A 24,088-nucleotide genomic window follows, 5' to 3' on the forward strand; every position below is an offset into this window, starting at 1 on the left:
GAACCCGTGAGCACTCGAGCAGCGCAACCCCATCGGCCACGACGCGCCGTGTCCGTCGTCCGCGGCCTGCTGGCGCTCGTCGCGATCGTCGTCCTCCTCGTCGGTATCCCGGCCGCGCTGGTCGCCATCGCCGGCCCGCCGTTGCCGGACAGCATGCCGTCATGGGCGGATATCCGGTCCGCGCTGACGTCGCCGGGCGACGGCACTGTGTTCCTGGGCGCTCTCGTGGTGCTCGCGTGGCTGGGATGGGCCGGTTTCGCCATCGGTGTGCTCGTGGAGGTTCCGGCGGCGTTCCGCGGCCGGCGCGCCCCGCAGCTGCCGGTGGTGCGTTTTCAGCAACGCGCTGCCGCCGGCCTGGTGACGGCGGTGGCGGCGCTGTTCGTCGCGGGTCCGGTCGGGGTCGCCACGGCGGGCACGATGCCGCCGGACAGCGCCGGCCAACCGTCGGCACCGGCCACGTCGTCGTCCGCGTCGGCCACTGCCGATCCAGGACCGGGCACCGGGACCGGCGCCCGGACGGACAGCGGGACCGGCGCGAGGACCGCCGCGAACAACGCTGCTTCGCCGTCCGCTCCCGCGGCGCCGACCCGGCAGCACGTCGTACGCAGCGGCGAGTCGCTGTGGCGTATCGCCGAGGAACAGCTCGGCGACGGCGCGCGGTGGACCGAGATCGCCGAGCTCAACTACGGGGTCGAACAGCCCGGGGGCGGCGCCCTCGACCGCACGCACTGGCTCGATCCCGGCTGGCGGCTCTCGTTGCCGGCCGCGACCGGCGACCAGACCGGCGCGGCCGTGCCCGCGGCCGACACGTCGTCGCCCGACACGCCCGCGGCGGATTCGGCGCGGTCGTCGACGCACATCGTGGCCGAGGGCGACACCCTGTGGGACATCGCCGAGCAGCGTCTCGGGGACGGCGCCCGCTACCCCGAACTCGTCGAGGCCTCCCGCGACACCGTGCAGCCCGACGGACGGCAGCTGCGCGACCCCGACGTCATCCTGCCGGGATGGAAGATCACCGTTCCCGGTACCGGCGCGCCGGTGAGCGAACCGCCGGCCGCGCAGCAGCCGGACGACACCCGGCCGCAGCAGCCGGAACAGCCGGCACCGGAAGAGCCGCCGGCGGCCGAGCAGAACCCGCCCGCCGAGGACGAGCCGCCGGCCTCCGAGGACACCGGGGCGGGCGACACCGACACCGAGAACACCGGCGCAGGTGACACCGGAGCCGAGGAACGCCCGCCCGCGGACGACGCCGTTCCCGACGAGAACGACGTCCCGGCAGGCGGGGACGCCGAAGGCGAGGTCGGCGCCGACGCGGACGCGGCCACCGCCGCCAGCGGTGATGCCGACTTCCCGGTCCGTACCGCTGCGGGCGTCGGCTCGCTGCTCGCCGCCGGCGTGCTGGCCTACCTGGCGGCCAAGCGCCGAGGCCAGCAGCGGCGCCGCCGTCCCGGCGAGCGCATCGCGAAGCCCACCAGCGCCGCCGCCGTCGCCGAACGCGACCTGCGCACGGTCACCGACCCGATGAGCGTCGAGCATGTCGACGTGGCGCTGCGCGAGCTCGCCGTGAGCTGCGCACGCCGCGGCGTCGCGCTGCCGCCGCTGCGGGTCGCCCGCCTGACCTCGGAACAGTTCGAGCTGTACCTGACCGAGCCCGCGAGCCTGCCGTCGCCGTTCGTCGCGACCGACCAGGAACACGTGTGGTTCCTGCCGGCGGGTGCGCGCGCCGAGCTCGACGCGACCGAGATCGCTGAGGTCGCCGCGCCGTATCCGAGCCTGGTCACCGTCGGGCACGGGCCCGAGAACGGCCACCTGCTGCTCGACCTCGAACGGCTCGGCACGCTCGCCGTCACCGGACCGCCCGAACGCACCCGGGCCGTCATGGCCGCACTCGCCGTCGAGCTGGCGACCAGCCCTTGGGCCGACGACGCCCAGGTCACGCTGGTGGGTACGTCCCCGGAACTGGCCGACGGGCTGGACACCGGCCGGGTGCGGCATCTCGATGCCGTCGACCCGCTGCTCGACGAGCTCGCCGGTCGTGCCGAGGCCGACCGGCTCGCGCTGCACCGCTCGGGCGCCGCCTCACTCGACGACGCGCGCGCCCGAGGGGTCGCCGCCGCGGCATGGACACCCGAGATCGTGCTGCTGGCCGAGCCGTTGACGCCCGAGCAGCACCGGCGCCTGGACGAGCTGGTCGACACCGTGCCCCGAGTCGCGGTCGCCGCGGTGACGCACGAGGGCTCCGCCGGGCGCGACCACGACGGCTGGTCGCTCGAACTGAGCCCCACCGACGCCGACCTGGCGACACTTCTCCCGGTCGGCGTCGACCTCAGTCCGCAGCGTCTCGACCACGAGCAGTACCGGCGGATCCTCGGCCTGCTCGGCATCGCCGAACAACCGGCCACGGCGCAGCGGAGCGCACCGCCGCGCGAGCACCCCCGGCCCGGTGCCACCACCGGCACCGTTCAGCCGGACGCCGGCACCTCGGCGTTCGACAACCCTGCCGGCGCGCCGTTGCTCGCGGACCTGCCGGACGGCGAGGAGCCGGAGGCACCGCCGACCGGGGCTCCGCCGGCAGCGGCTCCGGCGGGTCCAGCGGATCCAGCGGATCCAGCGGGTCCGTCCGCCGTGCCGGACGTCATCGATGCCGGCGCCGTCCCAGTCCGTACCGAACCGCCGTCGTCCGACGGGCCCACGATCATGTTGCTCGGGCCGGTCGAGGTCGAGAACGCCGAAGGACCCGTCGAGCAGTCGAAGTACCGGCAGCTGACCGAGATCGCCGCCTACATCGCGCTGCAGCCGGGGCTGAGTCACACCGCACTGGACGAGGCGATCTGGCCGGGAAGCCGGGTCACCCAGAACACCCGGAACACGGCGATCTCCAAGCTGCGCCGCTGGTTCGGCAGCGACGGCGCCGGCGCCGACTACGTCCCCCGCGTCGACACTGGCTACCGGTTCCACCCCGCGGTCAGCACCGACTGGGACCTGTGGATGCACCTGGTCGGCGCGAACCCGGTGGTCGCCGGTACCGACCAGCTGCTGCGCGCGCTGGAGCTGGTGCGGGGGCAGCCGTTCACCGGGGTGAACCCGCGGCGGTACGCCTGGGCCGAGAACATCAAGCAGGACATGATCTCCGCCATCGTCGACGCCGCGCACGAGCTCGCCCGGCGCGGGCTCGAGGCCGGCGACGCGCATCTCGCCCGCAAGGCCGCGACCATCGGCCTGCAGGTCGAGCCCGGCATGGAGGTGCTCTGGCGAGACCGGATCAAGGCGGAGCACATGGCCGGGAACCGCGCCGGCATCACCGACGCGGTCGCGCGCGTGACGGCCATCAGCGACGACCTCGGCGACGAGCTCGAGCAGGCCACCGTCAACCTGATCAACCAGGTCGGGCTGCGCGCGTCCGGCGACGTGGCCGAGTCGACGGGCGCGGAGCTGTCCGGTCAGTACTAGTACTCAGCTGTAGATCGTGATCTTTCGTCGCCGGTCCCGGCCGAGTCGGATGTGCCGTCTTCGTGTTCGAAGGGGTGACATGCGTGGCAACTCTTGCCCCTCATGTCACCGCCTTCTGACAACGAGGCTTGCCACTACGTCCCGGGCCACTACCAAGCATGAGCAGCGGCGCGGTCGGAGGCGCACAGGCTCAGAAGGACGGATCTGCTCGGGTACGAGCCCGGCCTGACGGAGTAGGCCGTACAGATCGGTCTCCCCCCAGAACTCGACGATCCGTCCATCCTCGAGTCGGTAGGACTTGATGCCCCTCAGGGTGATGCCGTCCCCGTACGTGCTGCCCCGCGCCGTGCACGGTCACATCATCAGCGACGAGATCCGTCAGCTCAGCGACCTGCCGTGTCTCGAAGACACGAAGGTAGCGCCGGACGATGTCGATGTTTCGCTCGATAGTGGCTTCAGCCGAGGCAGACATGCGGGCACCTTATCCAGGCGCGCGGCGTGAGCGGCCGGAAGCGGCAGCTCCGGCGACGGACGTGCATGGTGTGGGGCTGGTGTCGTTCCGGGAACGACGGTGCGAGGTACGTGTCGCCATGACGACACCGGCCTCACACACAGCGTCACCGTCTGCCCGCAACCGGACCTAACGGTTCCGATGTCCGTCCCGGGACCGTTACTGGACGAGGACCTGGATCTCTCCCACCGGGACCGGCACGCCGTTCCACGGGCTCTCGAGGGTGTCCGGCACGCCCGGCATCGAGATCTGCTCGCCGTCCATGTAGTAGGTGACGTCGTAGACGAGCCGGGCCTGAGCGTTGTACGCGGCGCGTCCTTCGAGGTCGGTGGCGATCTCGTCCGTCGACGTCGCGAGGTAGACGTACGTGCAGTCGTCGGTGTCGGCGTCGTCGTCGCACTCGACGGTCGCGCCGCCGTCGCCCGGGTCGAGCTCGACGTGGCTGAACGTCCCACGGGCACGCAGGCCACCGGCTTCGCTGCCGACCAGCTCGCCGTCACCGATGCCGTCGACGGCGAAGGTGGTGTCGGCGCCCACGTAGGTCATCCCGGCGGGTTCGAAGCTCAGCGTGAAGGCCGGGGTCTGCAGTCGGCCCCAGGCCGACCAGATCTGGTCCGGCAGCGAGTCCTTGTACGGCTCGAACCAGCTGTATCCGCCGTACGGTTCACCTTCCGGCGGCTTGCACTCGTAGTAGGTGAAGATCTCCTTCTCGGAGTCCTGGCCCTTCTCCGGCCACCTGTCCTCGGGGATCGGCGACGGGAACTCGGCGCGGCACGCGTCCAGCTCGTGCTCGTCGTGGCAGAACTCGGTGTACGGCTTGTTCGACAGGTCGCAGGTCGGTCCCTCGGGCTCGCCCTCGCCCTCGTCGCCGTCGTCATCGTCGTCGCCGGGCGACTCGCAGATGTTGACGTACTGGTGCACGCCGGGCAGGACCTCGACGAGGGTCCAGCAGTCCGAGGCGGCGTCGACCTCGGAACCCGGCGGCGGCGTGGCGTCGAGCACCGCTTCCGGGGTGGACGACAACGTGGGCGTGGCCGTCGGCGAGTTGAACTGTCCCGGGGTCTTGCCCGGCTCCTGTCCGTCGGCGACCGCTACCGCCGACGAGGCCGCCAGGGCGGTGACGGCTCCGGTCGCTGTCGCCGCCACCAGCCGGCCGATCCGCGCGAACCTCAGCATGTGATCGTCCCTCCTGCGTCCACCGGCGAACCGATGAGCCACGTGCCGCCCTGCTTGACCACGTCGAACTTCACGGGATGCGGTTGCTGCTGGTGATCCGGCGGTGGCAACGTTCGGCCCTGCACCACGGCGCGCCACTCGGACTCGTCGACACACGCGGCGACCGTCGCCGCCCCGTCGTCGAGTGTGACCTCGACATCGCTGATGACCGGATCACCGACCCGGACCAGACCCTGCCGTGCGTATCGCTCGGCCACGGCAACATTCTGCTGGATCTGCGCATCGGTCGCGACGCCTTCGAACAACTCCGCGGGATCGCCGGAATCACCGCGCTGAGCGCGTGCCACCGCGTCCCAATAGGCCGAGAAGGCCGCCTCGATCCGTGTGACAGGGGTGTCCGAGGTCGTGGTGGCTGAACTCGTCCGGACGCCGTCCGGTTCCGTACGCTGCTGGTCGGCGCCGTTGGCCGCACTGCAGCCGGAGCCGACGAAGCCGAGGACGGCGATGCCGACGAGTGAGCACCGACTCGCCCGGGGATGCGAGCCGTTCATGCTGGGACGATAGCCAGCATCGTCGGTCGGAGCAATACATCGTCCATGAACGCGTAGTGACATCGGAATTCACGAGATTTCCTCGGTCAGCGGCCGGAACGGCACCACGCGCGAGGCTCCGGTACACCGGCCGCAGTGGGTAGACTCACGACCGGGCCGCGGTTGGCGCAGGCTCGGGCGGCACGACGCCGTCGTCGGTGTGCGCCGATCGGTCGATCACGGCTCAGGGAGGAACACGCCGCGGATGACTTCGCTTCGCTACCAACTGGGCGACACCGGACCGGCGATCGCGGAGATACGCTCCAAACTCACCCAGCTCGGTCTCCTGGACGACACCGCGCCGGGCCCGGAGACGTTCGACGAGGACGTCGACCGTGCGGTCCGGCATTTCCAGCAGGAGCGCGGGTTGACGGTGACCGGAACCGTCGACGCGACAACGTACCGGGTGCTCGACGAGGCGCGATGGCGTCTCGGCGACCGGCTGCTGTCGTACGTCGTGACGAACCCGCAGGCCGGTGACGACGTCATCGCGCTGCAGCGGCGGCTGTCCGAGCTCGGCTTCGACGTGGGGCGTGTCGACGGGGTGTTCGGAACGCGTACCGGCGACGCCGTCCGGCAGTTCCAGCGCAATGTCGGCATTCCGGCCGACGGCACGTGCGGCCCGAGCACGTTCAAGGCGCTCGGCCGGCTGGCTCCCATCGTCACCGGCGGACGGCCCGACAACCTCCGCGCCTCCGAGGCCCTGCGCCAGGCCGGCAAGCGGCTGCCCGGCAAGGTCGTCGTCATCGACCCGGGCCACGGCGGGGCCGATCGCGGCAACTCCGGAGACGGGTTCGACGAGGCGTCCGTGGTCGAAGACCTCGCCGCCCGCATCGAGGGCCGGCTGACGGCCACCGGCGTACAGACCTACCTGACCCGCGGTCCGGGCGCGGAGGCGTCGCCCACGGAGTCCGAGCGCGCCGCGTTCGCCAACGACACCGACGCGAACCTGCTCATCTCGCTGCACGTCGACGCGCACGACAATCCCGAGGCGTCCGGCGTGGCCACCTACTACTACGGCGGCCACCAGCCGGGAACCACCAGCGCCATCGGCGAACAGTTCGCCGGGCTCGTGCAACGCGAGGTCGTCGCCCGCACCGACCTGGTCGACTGCCGCAGCCACGGCAAGACGTGGGACCTGTTGCGTCATGCCCGGATGGCCGCCGTGCGTATCGAGCTCGGCTACCTCACCAACGAGGGTGACGCGGCCCGCCTCGCCGACCCGGACTTCCGCGACGTGGTGGCCGAAGCCGTGGTCATCGCGATCCAGCGGGTGTACCTGCCGTCCAGCGAGGACGCCGCGACGGGCGCGCTGCGCATCCACGACCTCGCGACTCACTGAGAACGTCGCGTGGGCCCGCCCCGCCGGTCCTGTCGTGACCGCTGAGTGGTATGGATTCGCCTCGTTCGGATTGATAAGGCATCGTTGTCCACTAAGGAGTCCGACGGGCGCAACTTCGTACGCTCTCGTCCCGGGCGTCAGTCGATCATCGGTGGAGGTGTGACGTGAGCCAGCAGCCAGGCCCCGACCGGAAGACGACTGACGCCGCAGCAGCCACCGGGTCACGGCTCGACTCCTACGTCGACCGGTACGCCACGCGCACGCACGGCATGACGGCGTCGGAGGTCCGGTCGCTGTTCTCGGTCGCGGCTCGGCCCGAGGTCGTCTCACTGGCCGGCGGGATGCCGAACATCTCGGGGCTGCCCCTGGACGTCGTCGGATCGATGATGCACGAGCTCGTCGACCGACGCGGCATGAGCGCCCTGCAGTACGGGTCCGGGCAGGGCGACCCGGAGCTGCGCGAGCAGATCTGCACGGTCATGCAGCCCACCGGCATCTCGGCGCACCCGGACGACGTGACGGTGACGGTCGGGTCCCAACAGGCGCTCGACCTCGTGACCAGGATCTTCATCGATCCTGGTGATGTCATTCTGGCCGAGGCGCCGTCCTACGTCGGCGCGTTGGGCACCTTCCGCTCGTACCAGGCCGACGTGGTGCACGTCGAGATGGACGACGACGGGCTGATCCCGGAACGGCTGCGCGAGGCCATCACGTCCGTGGAGGCCTCCGGGCGGCGGATCAAGTTCCTCTACACGATCCCCAACTACCACAACCCGGCCGGCGTGACGCTGACCGAGTCGCGCCGCGCCGAGATCCTGGAGATCTGCCGCCGCGCTGACGTGCTCATCATCGAGGACGACCCCTACGGCCTGCTCGGTTTCGACGGCGAGGTGCCGCGAGCGATGCGGGCGGACGACACCGAGCGTGTGGTGTACCTCGGCTCGTTCTCCAAGACGTTCGCGCCGGGTTTCCGCGTGGGCTGGGCACTGGCTCCACACGCCGTCCGCGAGAAGCTGGTCCTGGCGGCCGAGAACAGCGTGCTGTGCCCGCCGGCGTTCAGTCAGCTGGCGGTTTCGGAGTACCTGTCCGGTCACGACTGGATGGGCCAGGTCAAGGAGTTCCGCGAGTCCTACCGCGAACGGCGCGACGCGATGCTGGACGCGCTCGACGACCTGATGCCCGAAGCCGCGCACTGGACCCGCCCCACCGGCGGGTTCTACATCTGGCTCACGTTGCCCGAGGGCATCGACGTGAAGGCCATGCTGCCGCGCGCGGTGACCAACCGCGTCGCCTACGTCCCGGGAACGGCGTTCTTCGCCGACGGCTTCGGCTCGCGTTCCATGCGGCTGTCCTACTGCTACCCCACGCCGGAACGGATCCGCGAGGGTGTGCGGCGGCTGGCCCAGGTGGTCGAGCAGGAGATGGAGCTGCGCGCGACGTTCGGAGCCTGGGCGTCCCCACGGCGTCCGGGGCTCGACGGTCCCGCACCCGACCAGAGCTAGAAGGGCTTGGAGCACATGAGCGACCTCGGCCGTGTCGTCGTTCTCGCCGGCGGTCTGTCCCACGAGCGTGACGTCTCGTTGCGATCGGGCCGGCGCGTCAGCGAGGCCTTGCGCGAGATCGGCGTCGACGTCGAGCAGCGCGATGCCGACAGCGAGCTGCTGTCGGCGTTGCGTGCTGATCCACCGCACGTGGTGCTTCCGCTGCTGCACGGCGCCCAGGGCGAGGACGGCGCCATTCAGGAGGTTCTGTCGCTCGCGGGCCTGCCGTACGTGGGCTCGTCGGCCGCCGCCTGCCGGCAGGCCTTCGACAAGCCGGTGGCGAAGTCGGTCACCGAACGTGCGGGACTGTCCACGCCGGCGGCGGCGGTGCTGCCGCAGTCGACGTTCCGTGAGCTCGGCGCGGCGGTGCTGCTGGATGCGCTGATCAGCCGGCTCGGGCTGCCGGTCGTCGTCAAGCCCGCACGTGGTGGCTCGGCGCTCGGCGCGACGGTCGTCCGTTCCGGTGACGATCTGCCCGCGGCGATGGTCGAATGCTACGCCTACGGCGAGGCGGCGCTCATCGAGCAGTGGATCGACGGCACAGAGGTCGCCGTCTCGGTCGTCGACACCGGCGGCGGCCCGCGGCCGCTGCCGGCGGTCGAGATCGTGCCGGAGTCCGGCACGTACGACTACCACGCCCGCTACACCGCCGGGACCACCGAGTTCTTCGTTCCGGCACGGCTGCGGCCGGAGACCTCGGACACCGTGGCCGACGCCGCGGTGACTGCCCATCGCGCACTGGGCCTGCGGGACATGTCCCGCACCGATCTGATCGTCGACGGTCACGGCCGGGCCTGGCTGCTCGACGTCAACGTTGCACCCGGAATGACCGAGACGTCGCTGCTGCCGCAGGCCGCGCACGCCGGCGGCCTCGATCTCGGCGTGCTCACCCGCGAGCTGTTGGCTGCCGCGGCCGGGCGCGGCCACACCGACCGGGTCTGAAACGCCGCGACAACCGACGCTGCCCGGACCGGCTCAGTGCGCTTCGGCCGAGCCGGTCCCACTCGGTGACGCGACGGCCGACGGCACCGCGAGCCGGTCAGTTCGTTTCACGTGAATCCAGATCGGATTCCGTTTCACGTGAATCGAGGGAGTCGCGGCCGGGGACGTTCATGGTCGGACCGATCGTGCTGACGATCCGTTCGAGGTCGTCGATGCTCGCGAACTCGATGGTGACCTTGCCCTTGCTCCGCCCGAGATCGACCCTCACCCGGGTGTCGAGCCGCTCAGACAGGGCGTCCGCGATGTCGGACAGCCGTGGCGCGACCGGCTTGGCCGAGTTCTTGGAGTTGCGCGACTTCGTCGGCGTCTCGCCGTCGCCCATCGCCACGATCTCCTCCACCGACCGGACGCTGAGCCCTTCGGCGACGATGCGCTGAGCCAGCCGCTCCTGCTCCGGCCCCTCGGACACCCCCAACAACGCCCGTGCGTGCCCGGCCGACAGCACGCCGGCCGCGACCCGCCGTTGCACCAGCGGCGGCAGCTTGAGCAGCCGTAGCGTGTTGGAGATCTGCGGGCGGCTGCGCTTGATGCGCACCGCCAGTTCGTCGTGCGTGCAGCCGAAGTCGTCCAGCAACTGCTGGTATGCCGCGGCCTCCTCGAGCGGATTGAGCTCGCTGCGATGCAGGTTCTCGAGGAGCGCATCGCGCAGCATGTCGTCGTCGCGCGTCGTCCGCACGATGGCCGGGATCGTGGCGAGGCCGGCCTCGCTCGTCGCGCGCCACCGCCGCTCCCCCATGACGAGCTCGTATCGGCCGTCACCGAGCTCACGGACGACGATCGGCTGTAGGAGGCCGATCTCCCGGATCGAGGACGCGAGCTCGTTCATCGCGTCCTCGTCGAACACCTGGCGCGGCTGCCGCGGGTTCGGCGTGATCGCGTCGACCTCGACCTCGGCGAACCGCGCGCCCTGGACCGGCAGGAGATCCGCACCGTCCGGTGCGTCTCCGGTGGGGACGTCTCCAGCCGGAGCGTCGGTCACGGTTTCACGTGAAACCGTTTCGGCGGCCCCGTTGCCGTTCGGCGGCTGCTGGTCCGGGAAGTAGACATCCACCGGGGAGTGCCGGCCCGCGCCCGCGTCGTTCGGTGCCTCGGTCGGAATGAGCGCACCCAGACCACGCCCGAGTCCCCGACGCTTCTCAGCCATGAGCCGATTCCCCCTTGACTTCCGTTGACGGGACGCCCCGCTCCGCGATCTCGCGGGCCGCCTCCAGGTAGGACAATGCACCACTCGACGCGGCGTCGTACGTCATCACCGTCTGGCCGTAACTCGGCGCCTCACTGATCCGCACCGAACGCGGGATGGTGGTCTGCAGCACCGTGTCACCGAAGTGCTGGCGCACCTCTTCGGCCACCTGCGCCGCCAGCCGGGTGCGGCCGTCGTACATCGTCAGCATGATCGTCGAGATGGCCAGCTCGCGGTTCAGGTGCGCGCGGACCATGTCGATGTTGTTCAGCAGCTGGCTCAGGCCCTCGAGCGCGTAGTACTCGCACTGGATCGGGATCAGCACCTCGTCGCCGCCCACCAGAGCGTTCACCGTGAGCAGTCCCAGCGACGGAGGGCAGTCGATGAGCACGTAGTCGTAGTCGACGTCGTCCTGCGCCAGGTGCTGCTGAAGTCCCTTGCGCATCCGCGACTCTCGCGCTACCAGTGACACGAGCTCGATCTCGGCGCCGGCGAGATCTATGGTCGCCGGCACACACCACAGCCCGTCGAACTCGTCGACCTTCTGCACGACGTCGGACATCGGGCCTTCTTCGACGATGACGTCGTAGATGCTCGGGATCTCGGCGTGGTGGTCGATGCCCAGCGCGGTCGACGCGTTGCCCTGAGGGTCGAGGTCGACCACCAGCACCTTGAGTCCGCTGACGGCGAGTGCCGCGGCCAGGTTCACCGTGGTCGTCGTCTTCCCGACGCCGCCCTTCTGGTTGGCCACCACCATCACCCGGGTCCGGTCCGGGCGTGGCATCGGTGACGTGCGCCGTCCCACCGCCATCAGAGCCACGGCCGCTTCGCGCGCGATCGGGGTGTCCATGTCGGCCAACGGGCCCGACATCGAGAAGTCCGTCAGTTCCGACGCAGTATCGACGTGCGCGTTCGCCGTCGGCTCCGCCGCACCGTCACCCGTACTCACAGAATCCTCACGCTCCAGGTTCGACGGACCGTCCGTCGGCTCGGTGGTTCCACGTCCCAGTGGCCAGCCAACTGCGCTCCGGCCTTCCCCCGTTGCGTCCCCGTTCGCGACATCCCCACCCGTCACCGGCCATCCGAGCCCGGTGACGACAGAGGTATCGCTCATCTGTTCTTCCTCCGTTGCCGTCCTCGTCGGTCCCGTGTCCGCTTTGTCGGCGGTGTCCGCTGTGCCTGCTGTGTCCGGCCGAGCGTGACGACGGCGACTCGCGCCGCCGGCTCGCCCGCGTCCGAACCGACCTCTTCCACTGTCCACGACTCCGCGCCCATTTTCGCCAACGACGCGGCCGATTCGCCCAACTCTTCGGCAACGGATCGACCTTTCAGCGCCAGCAGCCGTCCCCCCGGCCGCAAAAGCGGCAGCGTCCATCTCGCGAGCTTGTCCATCGGCGCCACCGCGCGGGCGGTGACCACGTCGAACCCGCCGTCCGGCCGGACCTCCTCCGCGCGCGTCCGCAACACCGACACGCGGTCACGGATCCCGAGGTCGGTCACCACCTCGGCCAGGAACTCACTGCGTCGCAACAACGGCTCGACCAGCGTGACGTGCAGGTCCGGACGCAGTACGGCCAGCGGCACTCCGGGCAACCCCGCACCGGAGCCGACGTCGGCCACGGTGGCGCCGGGTTCGACCAGGACGGAGATCGCCACCGAGTTCAGGACGTGCCGATCCCAGAGCCTCGGGATCTCACGCGGACCGAGCAGCCCGCGCTCGATTCCGGCACCCGCCAGCCACTCGACATACGCACGGGCCGTCGGGAGGCTCTCACCGAAGAGTTCCCGTGCCTGCTCCGGAGGCTCCGGGGGCGAGGTGATGGCCGAGCCCACGTCGTCGTCGGCAGAGGCTGTGCTCGCCGGTCCGGGCGGCGTCGACCGTCCATCGCCCCGTCCCGGCGTCGGCACGACTCCCACCTCCGAAAATCTGCGCGCGGCGTTTCACGTGAAACCGCGGCTGCTCACACCGGCGGCATGACCACCACGTACCGCCGCGGCTCTTCGCCCTCGGAACTGCTCTGCAGACCGGCCTCGGCCACGGCGTCGTGCACGACCTTCCGTTCGAACGGGGACATCGCGCCCAGCGACTCGGACTCGCCCGAGGTCCGCACCGCTTCGATGACACGCTTCGCCAGATCGGACACCTCGGCACGCCGACGCGCCCGGTAGGCACCCACGTCCAGCATCAGCCGGCTGCGCTCACCGGTCTCACGCACCACCGCGAGCCGCGTCAGCTCCTGCAGCGCCTCGAGCACCTCGCCGTTCTCGCCCACCAGCACGTCGAGGTCGTCACCGAGGACCGACACGACGGCGCGGTCGCTCTCGACGTCCATGTCGATGTCACCGTCGAGATCGGCGATGTCGAGCAGTCCCTCGAGGTAGTCCGCAGCGACGTCGCCCTCGCGCTCGAGCCGCTTCGCCTTGCTCATTCCCTGGTCCTCGTCGCGATCGTCGTCGACCACGGCGCCGCTGTCAGCTTCGCTCACGATGTGCTTCCTCCAGATCGATTCCCCGGACCGGCCGAGCCATGGCTCCGCGGTCCTTCGAGTCTCACGATCACTCGGCGTTCCCGCTCCGTCGACGGCGCCGGACACTGCCGGCAGCACCGTCTCATTTCTTCTTGCGCTGTGAACGCGTGGTCTTCTTCGGTTGCTGGCGCACGACCTGGGGCGGGACCTCGACCTGTTCCTTCGCCTCTTCGGCGGGCGCCTCGATGGGCTGGCCCTTACGCTTCGCCTTCGCCTCTCGGCGACGCTGCTGGGCTTGTTCTGCCTCGGTTCCGGGCGCGGGCATCCGCCGGATGACGTACAGCTGCTGCGCCATGGTCCAGATGTTTGACGTCAGCCAGTACAGCACCGTGCCCAGCGGGAAGTACACACCGGAGAACGCGAAGACGAGAGGCAGCACGTACAGCAACACCTTCTGCTGCTGCGCGAACGGTCCCTCCAGCGACTCCTTCGGCATGTTCTTGCGCATGATCTGCCGCTGCGTGATGAACTGGCTGGCCACCATCAGCACGACCATCACCGCGGCGATGATCCGGGTGTTGAGCACGTCCGTGCTCAGGAACGAGTCCGCCAGCGGCGCCCCGAAGATCTGCGCGCTGCCGGCCGACTCGAACAGCCCCTGGTGATTGGTGAAAGCGCCCCGCGGATCGTCGTTCGCGATACCGTCGAGCACGCGGAACAGCGCGAACAAGAACGGCGCCTGCAACAGGATCGGCAGGCAGGACGCGAACGGGTTCGTGCCGCTGTCCTTGTAGAGCTTCATCGTCTCCTGCTGGAGACGCTCGCGGTCGCCCTTGTACTTCTTCTGCAACTCACGCAGCTGCGGCTGGAGGACCTGCATCTTGCGCTGGGAGCGGATCTGACGCACGAACAGCGGGATCAGCAGCGTGCGGATCACGATCACCAGGCCGATGATGGACAGCGTCCAGTTCACGCCGTCGTGGCCGATGCCGATCAGCGTGTCGAACAGCCAATGCCAGCCGATCATGATCCAGCTGACCAGATAGAGCAGCGGCGAGAGGACGGTATCCACGGGTGTATCAGACTCCTCTGAGAACGGCTCGTTCGTCGTCCGGTGGCACGGTCAGCGGTGAGGACTCGGCATGGCCCGTCCCCGTGGTCGGCGGCGGATCGTCACCGTCGGTGCCGGCGGCCCGTCCCCACCATCGATAACGATCCGGGCTCGGCACGAGATCCACGCCGCCGGCGCACCACGGATGGCAACGTCCGAGCCGGCGTAACGTCAGCCAGCTGCCGCGCACCGACCCGTACGTCTCGACAGCCTCGAGCGCATAGGCCGAGCAGGACGGGTAGTAGCGGCACGTCTGCCCGTACATCGGGCTGATGACCAGGCGGTAGCCCTTGAGCAAAGCAATGAGCAGGTATTTCATCGCCGCTGACCTCCGCGTGTCAGTGCCCGGTCCAGGGCTGCGTCGAGATCGGCGGCCAACAGTGCGCTGCTGGCGCCTGCGGCGGGAGGAAGAGCCCGGACCACGACCCGCGCACCTTCCGGAATGCGGCCGACCCGCGCGGCCATCAGGTGGCGCAGGCGTCGCTTGACCGTGTTGCGTGCCACGGCGTTGCCCACGGCGCGGCCGACGGTGAACCCCACCGTCGGCGGACCGGTCGACGCCGTGACGTCAGGGGGAAGGAAGTGCACGACGATACGCGGCCGCCCGACTCGCACTCCCCGGCGTGCCGTGGTCCGGAAATCCACCGGCCGCCGCAACCGATGTTCCGCCTTCAGCACCTCGGATCGTCGTGCGAGTGCACGCCGGTCTGCCTGGTCAGGCCGACAGCTTGGCACGGCCCTTGCGGCGCCGGGACGTCACGATGGAACGACCGGCGCGTGTACGCATACGCAGCCGGAAACCGTGGGTCTTCGCACGACGGCGGTTGTTCGGCTGGAAGGTGCGCTTGACCACGTCCGGGCTCCTGTGTCTGTGAGCGAGCTGTTCGTACTTCGGATGTCTCGTCCAGGACCCGCGCCGCCAACGGGCAGACTACGCCCAGGCAGGTTGAAAAGAGCCCTCGTCGGACCGATTTACGGTACGCGCTGGCCGGTGCTCAGGTCAAACTAACGCACCCACCGGTCCCGTGGCCTGCGAACCGACCATACTGACATCGGCACGGGCTGATGGTCGCACAACGACACGCCGCGGACTTCTCCACAAACCTGTGGACACCAGTTGAACCGGCGACCGCATGTTGTTAGCGTCACGGTCTCCGGAGACGGCCACAGGGACGCACCATGCGTCCGGAATTCCGTTGTGTTCATGCAGGTCATAACAGACGAACGAAGGAACGGACCCAAGCTGCGCACGCTCTCCACACGCTGTGGATGATGGTGTGGACAAAGGCACGACGGGGGTGGCGCTTTCTACAGCCGCCAGTTGGGAGACAGACCGTGGCAGACGAGGCCGCCGACGACTTCATCGCCGCGTGGACGAAGGCGCTGGCCGACCTCGACTCGGTCGAGATCGGGCCGCAGCAGCGAGCCTTCCTCTCCCAGGCCCGGCCCATCACGCTGGTGGAGGGCACCGCCGTCGTCGCGGTGCCGAGCGACTTCGCGCGGGCACAGATCGAGCAACGGCTGCGCAACCACATCGTCGACGCGCTCTCCGCGACGCTCGGCAAACCCGTCGGTCTCGCCGTCAGCGTGACGCCACCCTCGGACGACCCCGAAGCCGCCGACCCGGCCGCCTCCCCGTCCGACGCCGTCGCCGCGTCCACCTCGGCTCCCGGCGCCGACAAGCCGCCGTCGGACGACACCGAGGAGATCCCCACCGTCACACCGCCGCCGGAGCCCACGTTCGTCACGTCCCGCGCGAGCACCGACACGCCGCGGCGTACCGAGCCCGAGGGCCCGCACCTCAATCCGCGCTACACGTTCGACACGTTCGTCATCGGCGCCAGCAACCGGTTCGCCCACGCCGCCACCGTCGCCGTCGCCGAAGCGCCGGGCAAGGCGTACAACCCACTGCACGTCTACGGCGAGTCCGGCCTGGGCAAGACCCATCTGCTGCACGCGATCGGTCACTACGCCCGGACGATGTATCCCGGCACCCGTGTGCGCTACGTCAGCTCCGAGGAGTTCACGAACGACTTCATCAACTCCATCCGCGACGACAAGGCCTCCGCCTTCCAGCGCCGGTACCGCGACGTCGACATCCTGCTCATCGACGACATCCAGTTCCTCGAGGGCAAGATCCAGACGCAGGAGGAGTTCTTCCACACCTTCAACACGCTGCACAACGCCAGCAAGCAGATCGTCATCTCCTCCGACCGGCCGCCCAAGCAGCTCTCGGCACTCGAAGACCGGCTGCGTAACCGCTTCGAATGGGGCCTGACCTGCGACGTTCAGCCGCCGGACCTCGAGACCAGGATCGCCATCCTGTCCAAGAAGGCCTCACAGGACGACCTCAACGTCACGCCCGACGTCCTCGAGTACATCGCCAGCCGCATCGCCACGAACATCCGCGAGCTCGAAGGCGCACTGATCCGGGTCACGGCCTTCGCGAGTCTGAACCGCCAGCCCGTCGACCTGTCGCTCGCCGAGATCGTGCTCCGCGACCTGGTGCCCACCGACACCGGACCGGAGATCACGGCGGCGACCATCATGGCGCAGACCTCGGCGTACTTCGGGCTGACCATGGAGGACCTGCAGGGCACGAGCCGCAGCCGGGTCCTGGTCACGGCCCGCCAGATCGCGATGTACCTGTGCCGGGAGCTGACCGAGCTCTCACTGCCGAAGATCGGACAGCACTTCGGCGGACGCGACCACACCACGGTCATGCACGCCGAACGCAAGATCCGCACCCTGATGGCCGAACGACGCAGCGTCTTCAACCAGGTCACCGAGTTGACGAACCGCATCAAGCAACAGGCGAGGCAGTCATGACGATGCCGCTCGGACGGACGGCCACCGGCGCACCCGAATCACACCGAAACCGCGTGATCGACTTCGCACAGGGTGTGGAGAACACTGTGGAAAGTGTGGCCGACGCGGTGGACGCGTCGGGGAAAGTTGTCATCCACCGGTGGACACGGGCCGGCGGTCCACGTCACCCACAACGGCGACGCACATCCGAGGTGGACGGCCACAACCGATGTGAACTGCGACGATCATCGTCGTCCACAATGTCCACCGGCCCTATGGACACGACGAGACCAGCCATGTGATCCGACGCGCCGCACAAGTGGGGACGGCACGTTCCTGTGGACGGCGGACGACAGAGGAACCTGAAAGACCTCTTCCACAGTTGTCAGGGCTCCGTGGAAGGATGATGTGTGAACCACAACGACCCGGGCGGATGCCCGAGGGGAGGGCGGTGGACCGGTGAAGTTCCGGCTCGATCGTGATGTACTGGCCGACGCGGTCGCATGGACCGCGCGGACCCTGCCGAACCGGCCGACCGTGCCGGTGCTCGCCGGACTGCGCATCGACGCGTCCGACGGTCAGGTCTCGTTCTCCTCGTTCGACTACGAGGTGTCCGGCAGGGTCTCGCTCGACGCCGACGTGGCCGACGGCGGCACCGTCCTCGTGTCCGGCCGGCTACTCGCGGACATCGCGAAGTCACTGCCCAACAAGCCCGTCGACCTGCACTCGGACGGGTCGAAGGTCACCATCACCTGCGGCAGCGCCAGGTTCACCCTGTTGACCCTTCCGGTCGAGGAGTATCCCGAGCTCCCAGAGCTCCCGGCCGCTTCCGGCACCATCGAGGGCACCGCCTTCGCCGAGGCCGTTGCCCAGGTGGCGGTCGCCGCGGGCAAGGACGACATGCTGCCCACGCTCACCGGCATCCGGATCGAGATCGAGGGCGAGAAGGTCACGCTCGCGGCCACCGACCGGTACCGGATGGCCGTGCGCGAGCTCACCTGGCAGCCGGGCCGCCCGGACCTGTCCGCCATCGCCCTCGTCCCGGCCCGGACCCTCGTCGACGCCGCCAAGACGTTGGCGTCGTCCGGGCAGGTCACGGTCGCGCTCGGGGGTGACTCCGGCGACAGCCTCATCGGCGTCGCCGCGGGCGGCCGGCACACCACCAGCCGGCTCATCGACGGTGAATGGGTGCCGAACTACCGGCGCATCTTCCCCACCGAGACCGCCACCGTCGCCAGGGTCGAGATCTCCACGCTGATCGAGTCGGTCAAGCGGGTCGCGCTCGTCGCCGAACGCAACACGCCGGTGCGGCTCTCGTTCGACGAGGGCCAGGTGGTGCTCGAGGCCGGCAGCGGTGAGGACGCGCAGGCGTCGGAGGCGCTGCAGGCCGAGGTCGACGGCCCGGCCATCGCCACCGGGTTCAACCCCACGTACCTGCTGGACGGCCTGCAGGCGCTGGGTACGACGTTCGCGCACCTGTCGTTCACCGAGACGCCAATGAAACCGGTGGTCATCCAGGGTGTGGACAGCGCGGAGTCGGAGCCGGACGGAGGGTATCGCTACCTGGCGATGCCGATCCGGCTGTCCGGCTGACGCCGTCGGCCGCCGACGCCCAACGCACAGATCACGAAGGGACGCACATGGAGCTCGGTCTGGTCGGACTCGGCAAGATGGGCGGCAGCATGCGCGACCGCCTGCGCCGGGCCGGGCACACGGTGGTCGGCTACGACCACGACCCGGAGGCCAGTGACGCCGGCAGCCTGCCCGACCTGGTGCGCCGGCTCAGCGCGCCGCGAGTGGTGTGGGTCATGGTGCCGGCCGGTCCGGCCACCAGGTCGACCGTCACCGAGCTCGCTGAGTTGCTCGACGAGGGCGACGTCGTGGTCGACGGCGGAAACTCCAGGTACACCGACGACATCGCGAACGCGGAGGTGCTGAGCACGCGCGGCGTCGGGTACGTCGACTGCGGTGTGTCCGGCGGCGTCTGGGGTCTCGAGGTCGGCTACGGGCTGATGGCCGGCGGCGACGCCGCGGACGTACAGCGCCTGATGCCGGTCTTCGACGCGTTGCGTCCGGACGGCCCGCGCGACGAGGGGTTCGTGCACGCCGGCGGTGTCGGTGCAGGTCACTACGCCAAAATGGTCCACAACGGCATCGAGTACGGGCTGATGCAGGCCTATGCCGAGGGCTACGAGCTGTTGCACGCGTCCGAGCTGGTCACCGACGTTCCGGGGGCCTTCAAGGCGTGGTCGCGGGGCACGGTCGTGCGGTCCTGGTTGCTCGAGCTGCTGGTGCGCGCCCTCGAGGACGACCCCGGCCTCAGCGAGCTCGAGGGCTACGCCGACGACTCCGGCGAGGGCCGGTGGACCGTCCAGGAAGCCATCGACCACGCCGTTCCGGCGCCGGTCATCACCGCGGCGCTGTTCGCCCGGTTCGCCTCCCGGCAGGACGACTCGCCCGCCATGAAAGCCGTGGCCGCGCTGCGGAACCAGTTCGGCGGGCACGCGGTGCGTGCCGCCGACGAAGCAGGGCCGGCCTCCGGCGCCGCCGACCCGCGACCCTGACCAGCCGATGTACGTCGCGCACCTGTCCCTGGCGGACTTCCGGTCGTACACCGAGGTCGAACTACCGCTCGAGCCCGGTGTGACCACCTTCGTCGGGCCCAACGGGCAGGGCAAGACCAACCTCGTCGAGGCGGTGAACTATCTCGCCACGCTCGGCAGCCACCGCGTGGCACAGGACGCGCCGCTGGTCCGGTTCGGCACCGAACGTGCGGTGATCCGCGCTGACGTCGTCGACACGTCGGCCACGACGCCGCGACACAACCTGCTCGAGGTCGAGATCACCCCGGGCAAGGCGAACCGTGCCCGGCTGAACCGGTCGCCGGCCACCCGGCCGCGGGACATTCTCGGCATCGTGACCACGGTGCTGTTCGCCCCGGAAGATCTCGCCCTGGTGAAGGGTGACCCCGCCCAGCGCCGGCGGTTCCTCGACGACGTGCTCGTGGCGCGGGCACCGCGGTTCGCCGGCGTCCGCGCCGACTACGACCGGGTGCTCAAGCAACGCAACGCCCTGCTGAAGTCGGCGGGGGCGGCCACCCGCGGCGCCAAGCGCGGCGGGCAGGCGCCGGACCTGTCCACGCTCGACGTCTGGGACACGCACCTGTCCACCGCCGGCGCCGAACTGCTGGCCGCCCGCCTCGAACTGGTCGATGCGCTGCGCCCGCTGGTGGCCAAGGCCTACGACGCGGTCGCCGCCGGCGGAGCGGGCGACGCCCAGCTGACCTACCGGTCGTCGCTCGGGCCGGAGATGGATCAGGCGGCGGATCGCGACACCCTGGCGCGAGAGCTGCTCGCAGCGGCGGGACGGGCACGACAGGACGAGATCGAGCGCGGCGTGTCGCTGGTGGGGCCGCACCGCGACGATCTGGTGCTGGGCCTCGGGCCGATGCCGGCCAAGGGGTACGCCAGCCACGGCGAGTCCTGGTCGTTCGCCCTCGCGCTCCGGCTCGCCTCCTACGAGCTGCTGCGCGCGGGTGGCAGCGATCCGGTGCTGGTGCTCGACGACGTCTTCGCCGAACTCGACACCGGCCGACGTGATCGGCTCGCGCGGCTGGTGGCGGACGCCGAGCAGGTGCTGGTGACGGCGGCGGTTCCGGACGACGTGCCGGACCGGCTCGAGGGCTCCCGAGTGGACGTCGGATCCGGCTCGGTCCGGCCCGTCGGGTGAGATCCGCCGGCACACCGGCCGACGCGCACCCGCGGCACGGCCTCCGGCAATTACGATCGCATCAGGACGTGGACGGACACGGCACAGCCGGACATCAGGGTTCCGGTGGGCCGACCGGCGCTCGTGCGTGGCTTCATCGGCCGGGGAGGTGAGATCGGAGCGTGAGCTCGACCGAGGACTCGGACCCGCCGGAGACCGGCGACACCGCCCCCGCGCAACCGACGCCGCAGCCGGCCGAGGCCGATCCGGGCGGCGGTGCCGTCAGCGCCGACGATCTCGCTGCCGCGGCCGGTTCCGGTTTCACGTGGAACCCCGACGGCGACGACGTGGCGAAGTCGCTGGTCTCGCGGGCGAAGGCCGCGGGACGCGCCGGTGGGCGCCCCGGATCCCGTGCGGACCGTGGCAAACGCGGCGGGCAACGGGGCCACCGGCGCCGTGCCGCCCGGGCGCCGGGCTCGGGGTGGAGCGGCCCTGGTGGCGACGATCGCGACCCGCAGTCGCTCGAGGCGACCATGGACCGGCTGGTCGGAGAGCACGGATGGGAGGAACGGCTCGCGGTCCACGGCGCCGTCGCGCGGTGGGACCAGGTGGTTGGTCCCGACGTCGCGGCGCACGTCCGTCCCGAGGGATACGCCGAAGGCGTCCTGACCGTGCGTGCGGAGTCCACGGCCTGGGCGACCCAGGTCCGGCTGTTCGCGGCCGATCTCGTGGCGAAGCTCAACCGCGAGGTGGGCGACGGCACCGTGGTCCGGGTGCAGGTGCTGGGTCCGCAGGCGCCGAGCTGGAACAAGGGGCCACGCCGGGTCCCCGGCCGCGGACCGCGGGACACCTACGGCTGACCTGCGCCGTCGTCCGCGGACCGGCATGGCGCGGCCGGGACGTCCGGCACGGACGGGTGCCGGAGCCACCGCCGGAGATCGGTGGCGGCGCGAGATCGCCCTCAGACTCCGTCGGCCCACGGGTGCGGGTATGGGGACTCATGAGCGGCCCGCCACGCCATTGTCAGCCCCGTTGTGGGCCGCAGAATGCGCACTGTGGGCAGGTCGCGGGGTAGACTTGGGGTTGTCCATCCAGGCCGCTCGGTCTCACTGGGCCGTCAGCGGCCTCAGGTGGTCCGGGGCGGCCTGATCCCTGGCAGGAGGTCCCCGTTCGTGACGGACGACAACACGTCCTACAACGCCAGCGCCATCACCGTTCTCGAAGGGCTCGAAGCGGTACGCAAGCGCCCCGGCATGTACATCGGTTCCACCGGCGAGCGAGGTCTGCACCACCTGGTCACCGAGGTCGTCGACAACTCCGTCGACGAAGCGCTGGCGGGCGTCTGCGACCTGATCGAGGTCACGTTGCTGGCCGACGGCGGCGTCCGGGTGGCGGACAACGGCCGCGGCATCCCGGTCGACGAGCACCCGGTCGAGAAGAAGCCGGCCGTCGAGGTGGTCATGACCGTGCTGCACGCCGGCGGCAAGTTCGGCGGCAGTGGCTACAAGGTCTCCGGCGGCCTGCACGGTGTCGGCGTCTCGGTCGTCAACGCGCTGTCGACGCACCTCGCTGTCGAGATCTACAACGACGGGTACCGGTGGACACAGTCGTACTCGCTCGGCGCTCCCGACGGCCCGCTGCAGCGACACGAGGAGACCGACCGTACCGGAACGGTGACGACGTTCTGGGCCAGTCCCGACATCTTCGACACCACGACCTACGACTTCGAGACCCTGTCCACCCGGTTCCGCGAGATGGCGTTCCTCAACAAGGGGCTGACCATCACGCTGCGCGACGAACGTCCACAGGCGGCCGACCCCGGCGTGGAAGAGGACGTCGCGGTCGAGGAGCAGGCCGGCCCGCGCGAGGTCCGCTACGTGTACCAGGACGGGCTCGTCGACTACGTCGACCACCTGAACACGGCGAAGGCCCCGGTGCACCGGACGGTCATCTCGCTCGAGGACGAGTCCAAGAACGGCGACGGCCAGGCGATGAGCCTCGAGCTCGCACTGCAGTGGAACGACCAGTTCACCGAGTCGGTGCACACGTTCGCGAACACCATCAACACGCACGAGGGTGGCACCCACGAAGAGGGCTTCCGTGCGGCGCTGACCTGGCTGGTCAACAAGTTCGCGCGCGATTGGGGCGTGCTCAAGGAGAAGGACCCCAACCTCACCGGCGACGACGTGCGTGAAGGTCTCACCGCCATCATCAGCATCAAGATCGCCGAGCCGCAGTTCGAGGGCCAGACGAAGACCAAGCTCGGCAACACCGAGGCGAAGAGCTTCGTCCAGCGGGTGGTGAACGAGCAGCTCGGCTCGTGGTTCGAACAGAACCCCACCGAGGGCAAGCTGATCGCCCGCAAGGCGCAGAGCGCGGCGGTGGCCCGCGTAGCGGCCCGCAAGGCCCGCGACGCCGCACGCAGCCGCAAGGGCCTTATGGGCGGTGCCGGCCTGCCCGGCAAGCTCGCCGACTGCCAGTCCACCGACCCGGAGGAATGCGAGCTGTTCATCGTCGAGGGCGACTCGGCGGGCGGCCCGGCGAAGCAGGGCCGCGACCCGAAGGTCCAGGCGATCCTTCCGATCCGGGGGAAGATCCTCAACGTCGAGAAGGCGCGCATCGACCGCATCCTGCAGAACCAGGAGGTCCAGGCGATCATCAACGCCCTGGGCACCGGGGTGCACGAAGAGTTCGACCTGAACCGTCTGCGCTATCACAAGATCGTGCTGATGGCCGACGCGGACGTCGACGGCCAGCACATCCAGACGCTGCTTCTGACCCTGTTGTTCCGGTTCATGCGGCCGGTCGTGGAGCAGGGACACGTCTTCCTCGCGCACCCGCCGCTGTACAAGCTGAAGTGGAGCGGGCGTGACGTGCCGGCCGAGTACGCCTACTCCGACCGCGAGCGCGACGCTCTCGTCCGGGCCGGGCGAGAGGCGGGCAAGCGGCTGCCGAAGGACGAGGGCGTCCAGCGGTACAAGGGTCTGGGCGAGATGAACGACGACGAGCTCTGGGAGACCACCATGGATCCCGAGCAGCGCCTGCTGCTGCAGGTCACGCTCGACGACGCGGCCCAGGCGGACGAGATCTTCAGCACGCTGATGGGCGAGGACGTCGAGAGCCGGCGGAAGTTCATCCAGCGCAACGCCCGCGACGTCCGCTTCCTCGACATCTGAGCGGGCATGGCACGACACGCAA

20 protein-coding genes are annotated in these 24,088 nt (G+C 69.9%); 10 read left to right on the forward strand and 10 right to left on the reverse strand.

Features of this window, described 5'->3' with window-relative positions; all coding sequences use genetic code 11:
• Window positions 1–6 precede the first annotated feature (6 nt).
• Window positions 7–3,450: a LysM peptidoglycan-binding domain-containing protein gene (locus CLV30_RS18025; RefSeq protein ID WP_129710878.1), complete on the forward strand. Its 3,444-nt coding sequence runs from the start codon at window positions 7–9 to the stop codon at window positions 3,448–3,450.
• Window positions 3,451–4,120: 670 nt separating this feature from the next.
• Here CLV30_RS18025 and CLV30_RS18035 read toward each other — a convergent pair.
• Window positions 4,121–5,137, reverse strand: a complete 1,017-nt coding sequence (locus CLV30_RS18035; RefSeq protein ID WP_106538621.1) for a hypothetical protein — start codon at window positions 5,135–5,137, stop codon at window positions 4,121–4,123.
• Window positions 5,131–5,688 carry a hypothetical protein gene (locus CLV30_RS18040; protein WP_106538622.1) on the reverse strand — a complete coding sequence of 186 codons (558 nt, stop codon included), beginning with the start codon at window positions 5,686–5,688 and terminating at the stop codon, window positions 5,131–5,133. The genes CLV30_RS18035 and CLV30_RS18040 overlap by 7 nt, the downstream gene beginning before the upstream one ends.
• Before the next feature lie 244 nt (window positions 5,689–5,932).
• Between CLV30_RS18040 and CLV30_RS18045 the strand changes: the two genes are divergently transcribed.
• From CLV30_RS18045 to CLV30_RS18055, 3 genes are all read left to right on the forward strand, one after another.
• Window positions 5,933–7,069, forward strand: coding sequence for an N-acetylmuramoyl-L-alanine amidase (locus tag CLV30_RS18045; protein WP_106538623.1), 1,137 nt, complete (start codon window positions 5,933–5,935; stop codon window positions 7,067–7,069).
• Between the two features lie 164 nt (window positions 7,070–7,233).
• Window positions 7,234–8,571 (forward strand): aminotransferase-like domain-containing protein, encoded by a 1,338-nt coding sequence (locus CLV30_RS18050; protein WP_240723184.1) that lies wholly within the window; start codon window positions 7,234–7,236, stop codon window positions 8,569–8,571.
• 15 nt (window positions 8,572–8,586) lie between these two features.
• Window positions 8,587–9,552, forward strand: a complete 966-nt coding sequence (locus CLV30_RS18055) for a D-alanine--D-alanine ligase family protein (protein ID WP_106538624.1) — start codon at window positions 8,587–8,589, stop codon at window positions 9,550–9,552.
• A 97-nt stretch (window positions 9,553–9,649) separates the two neighbouring features.
• On the opposite strand, the gene CLV30_RS18060 is transcribed toward CLV30_RS18055, so the two are convergent.
• The 8 genes from CLV30_RS18060 to rpmH all read right to left on the reverse strand — a co-directional run bounded on the left by CLV30_RS18060 (window position 9,650) and on the right by rpmH (window position 15,227).
• A complete protein-coding gene (locus CLV30_RS18060) occupies window positions 9,650–10,756 on the reverse strand; it encodes a ParB/RepB/Spo0J family partition protein (RefSeq protein ID WP_106538625.1) in 1,107 nt (368 codons plus the stop codon).
• Window positions 10,749–11,666 carry a ParA family protein gene (locus tag CLV30_RS18065; RefSeq protein WP_165358488.1) on the reverse strand — a complete coding sequence of 306 codons (918 nt, stop codon included), beginning with the start codon at window positions 11,664–11,666 and terminating at the stop codon, window positions 10,749–10,751. The genes CLV30_RS18060 and CLV30_RS18065 overlap by 8 nt, the downstream gene beginning before the upstream one ends.
• Before the next feature lie 239 nt (window positions 11,667–11,905).
• Complete coding sequence (rsmG, locus tag CLV30_RS18070; RefSeq protein WP_420841965.1) at window positions 11,906–12,616, reverse strand: 16S rRNA (guanine(527)-N(7))-methyltransferase RsmG; 711 nt, start codon at window positions 12,614–12,616, stop codon at window positions 11,906–11,908.
• A 140-nt stretch (window positions 12,617–12,756) separates the two neighbouring features.
• Window positions 12,757–13,224, reverse strand: coding sequence for a Jag family protein (locus CLV30_RS18075; RefSeq protein ID WP_106538648.1), 468 nt, complete (start codon window positions 13,222–13,224; stop codon window positions 12,757–12,759).
• A 181-nt stretch (window positions 13,225–13,405) separates the two neighbouring features.
• Window positions 13,406–14,335, reverse strand: a complete 930-nt coding sequence (gene yidC / locus CLV30_RS18080) for a membrane protein insertase YidC (RefSeq protein ID WP_205740541.1) — start codon at window positions 14,333–14,335, stop codon at window positions 13,406–13,408.
• A 7-nt stretch (window positions 14,336–14,342) separates the two neighbouring features.
• Window positions 14,343–14,693, reverse strand: a complete 351-nt coding sequence (yidD, locus tag CLV30_RS18085) for a membrane protein insertion efficiency factor YidD (protein ID WP_106538627.1) — start codon at window positions 14,691–14,693, stop codon at window positions 14,343–14,345.
• Entirely contained in the window at window positions 14,690–15,052 is a 363-nt protein-coding gene (gene rnpA / locus CLV30_RS18090) for a ribonuclease P protein component (protein ID WP_106538628.1), read from the reverse strand. The genes yidD and rnpA overlap by 4 nt, the downstream gene beginning before the upstream one ends.
• Window positions 15,053–15,089: 37 nt before the next feature.
• A complete protein-coding gene (gene rpmH, locus CLV30_RS18095) occupies window positions 15,090–15,227 on the reverse strand; it encodes a 50S ribosomal protein L34 (protein WP_106538629.1) in 138 nt (45 codons plus the stop codon).
• Between the two features lie 482 nt (window positions 15,228–15,709).
• On the opposite strand from rpmH, the gene dnaA reads away from it, so the two are divergent.
• The 6 genes from dnaA (at window position 15,710) to gyrB (ending at window position 24,066) form a co-directional block, all read left to right on the forward strand.
• Window positions 15,710–17,203 carry a chromosomal replication initiator protein DnaA gene (dnaA, locus tag CLV30_RS18100; protein ID WP_276319982.1) on the forward strand — a complete coding sequence of 498 codons (1,494 nt, stop codon included), beginning with the start codon at window positions 15,710–15,712 and terminating at the stop codon, window positions 17,201–17,203.
• 438 nt (window positions 17,204–17,641) lie between these two features.
• Window positions 17,642–18,775 (forward strand): DNA polymerase III subunit beta, encoded by a 1,134-nt coding sequence (gene dnaN / locus CLV30_RS18105; RefSeq protein WP_106538631.1) that lies wholly within the window; start codon window positions 17,642–17,644, stop codon window positions 18,773–18,775.
• A complete protein-coding gene (gene gnd, locus CLV30_RS18110; RefSeq protein WP_420841964.1) occupies window positions 18,772–19,746 on the forward strand; it encodes a phosphogluconate dehydrogenase (NAD(+)-dependent, decarboxylating) in 975 nt (324 codons plus the stop codon). Before dnaN ends, gnd begins: the two co-directional genes overlap by 4 nt.
• A 7-nt stretch (window positions 19,747–19,753) precedes the next feature.
• Complete coding sequence (recF, locus tag CLV30_RS18115; protein ID WP_106538650.1) at window positions 19,754–20,911, forward strand: DNA replication/repair protein RecF; 1,158 nt, start codon at window positions 19,754–19,756, stop codon at window positions 20,909–20,911.
• Between the two features lie 161 nt (window positions 20,912–21,072).
• Window positions 21,073–21,750 carry a DciA family protein gene (locus CLV30_RS27030; RefSeq protein WP_205740540.1) on the forward strand — a complete coding sequence of 226 codons (678 nt, stop codon included), beginning with the start codon at window positions 21,073–21,075 and terminating at the stop codon, window positions 21,748–21,750.
• A 312-nt stretch (window positions 21,751–22,062) separates the two neighbouring features.
• Window positions 22,063–24,066, forward strand: coding sequence for a DNA topoisomerase (ATP-hydrolyzing) subunit B (gyrB, locus tag CLV30_RS18125; RefSeq protein WP_240723181.1), 2,004 nt, complete (start codon window positions 22,063–22,065; stop codon window positions 24,064–24,066).
• The last annotated feature ends 22 nt before the right edge of the window (window positions 24,067–24,088 follow it).

The sequence above is a fragment of the Haloactinopolyspora alba genome (genome assembly GCF_003014555.1).
GTDB classification, from domain to species: domain Bacteria; phylum Actinomycetota; class Actinomycetes; order Jiangellales; family Jiangellaceae; genus Haloactinopolyspora; species Haloactinopolyspora alba.

Coding starts and splice junctions, on each gene's coding strand:
- CLV30_RS18065 (WP_165358488.1), bottom strand. CDS start 11,666: ATGTCGGGCCCGTTGGCCGACATGGACACCCCGATCGCGCGCGAAGCG.
- CLV30_RS18075 (WP_106538648.1), bottom strand. CDS start 13,224: ATGAGCAAGGCGAAGCGGCTCGAGCGCGAGGGCGACGTCGCTGCGGAC.
- CLV30_RS18040 (WP_106538622.1), bottom strand. CDS start 5,688: ATGAACGGCTCGCATCCCCGGGCGAGTCGGTGCTCACTCGTCGGCATC.
- recF (WP_106538650.1), top strand. CDS start 19,754: ATGTACGTCGCGCACCTGTCCCTGGCGGACTTCCGGTCGTACACCGAG.
- yidD (WP_106538627.1), bottom strand. CDS start 14,693: ATGAAATACCTGCTCATTGCTTTGCTCAAGGGCTACCGCCTGGTCATC.
- CLV30_RS18035 (WP_106538621.1), bottom strand. CDS start 5,137: ATGCTGAGGTTCGCGCGGATCGGCCGGCTGGTGGCGGCGACAGCGACC.
- CLV30_RS18060 (WP_106538625.1), bottom strand. CDS start 10,756: ATGGCTGAGAAGCGTCGGGGACTCGGGCGTGGTCTGGGTGCGCTCATT.
- CLV30_RS18055 (WP_106538624.1), top strand. CDS start 8,587: ATGAGCGACCTCGGCCGTGTCGTCGTTCTCGCCGGCGGTCTGTCCCAC.
- CLV30_RS18045 (WP_106538623.1), top strand. CDS start 5,933: ATGACTTCGCTTCGCTACCAACTGGGCGACACCGGACCGGCGATCGCG.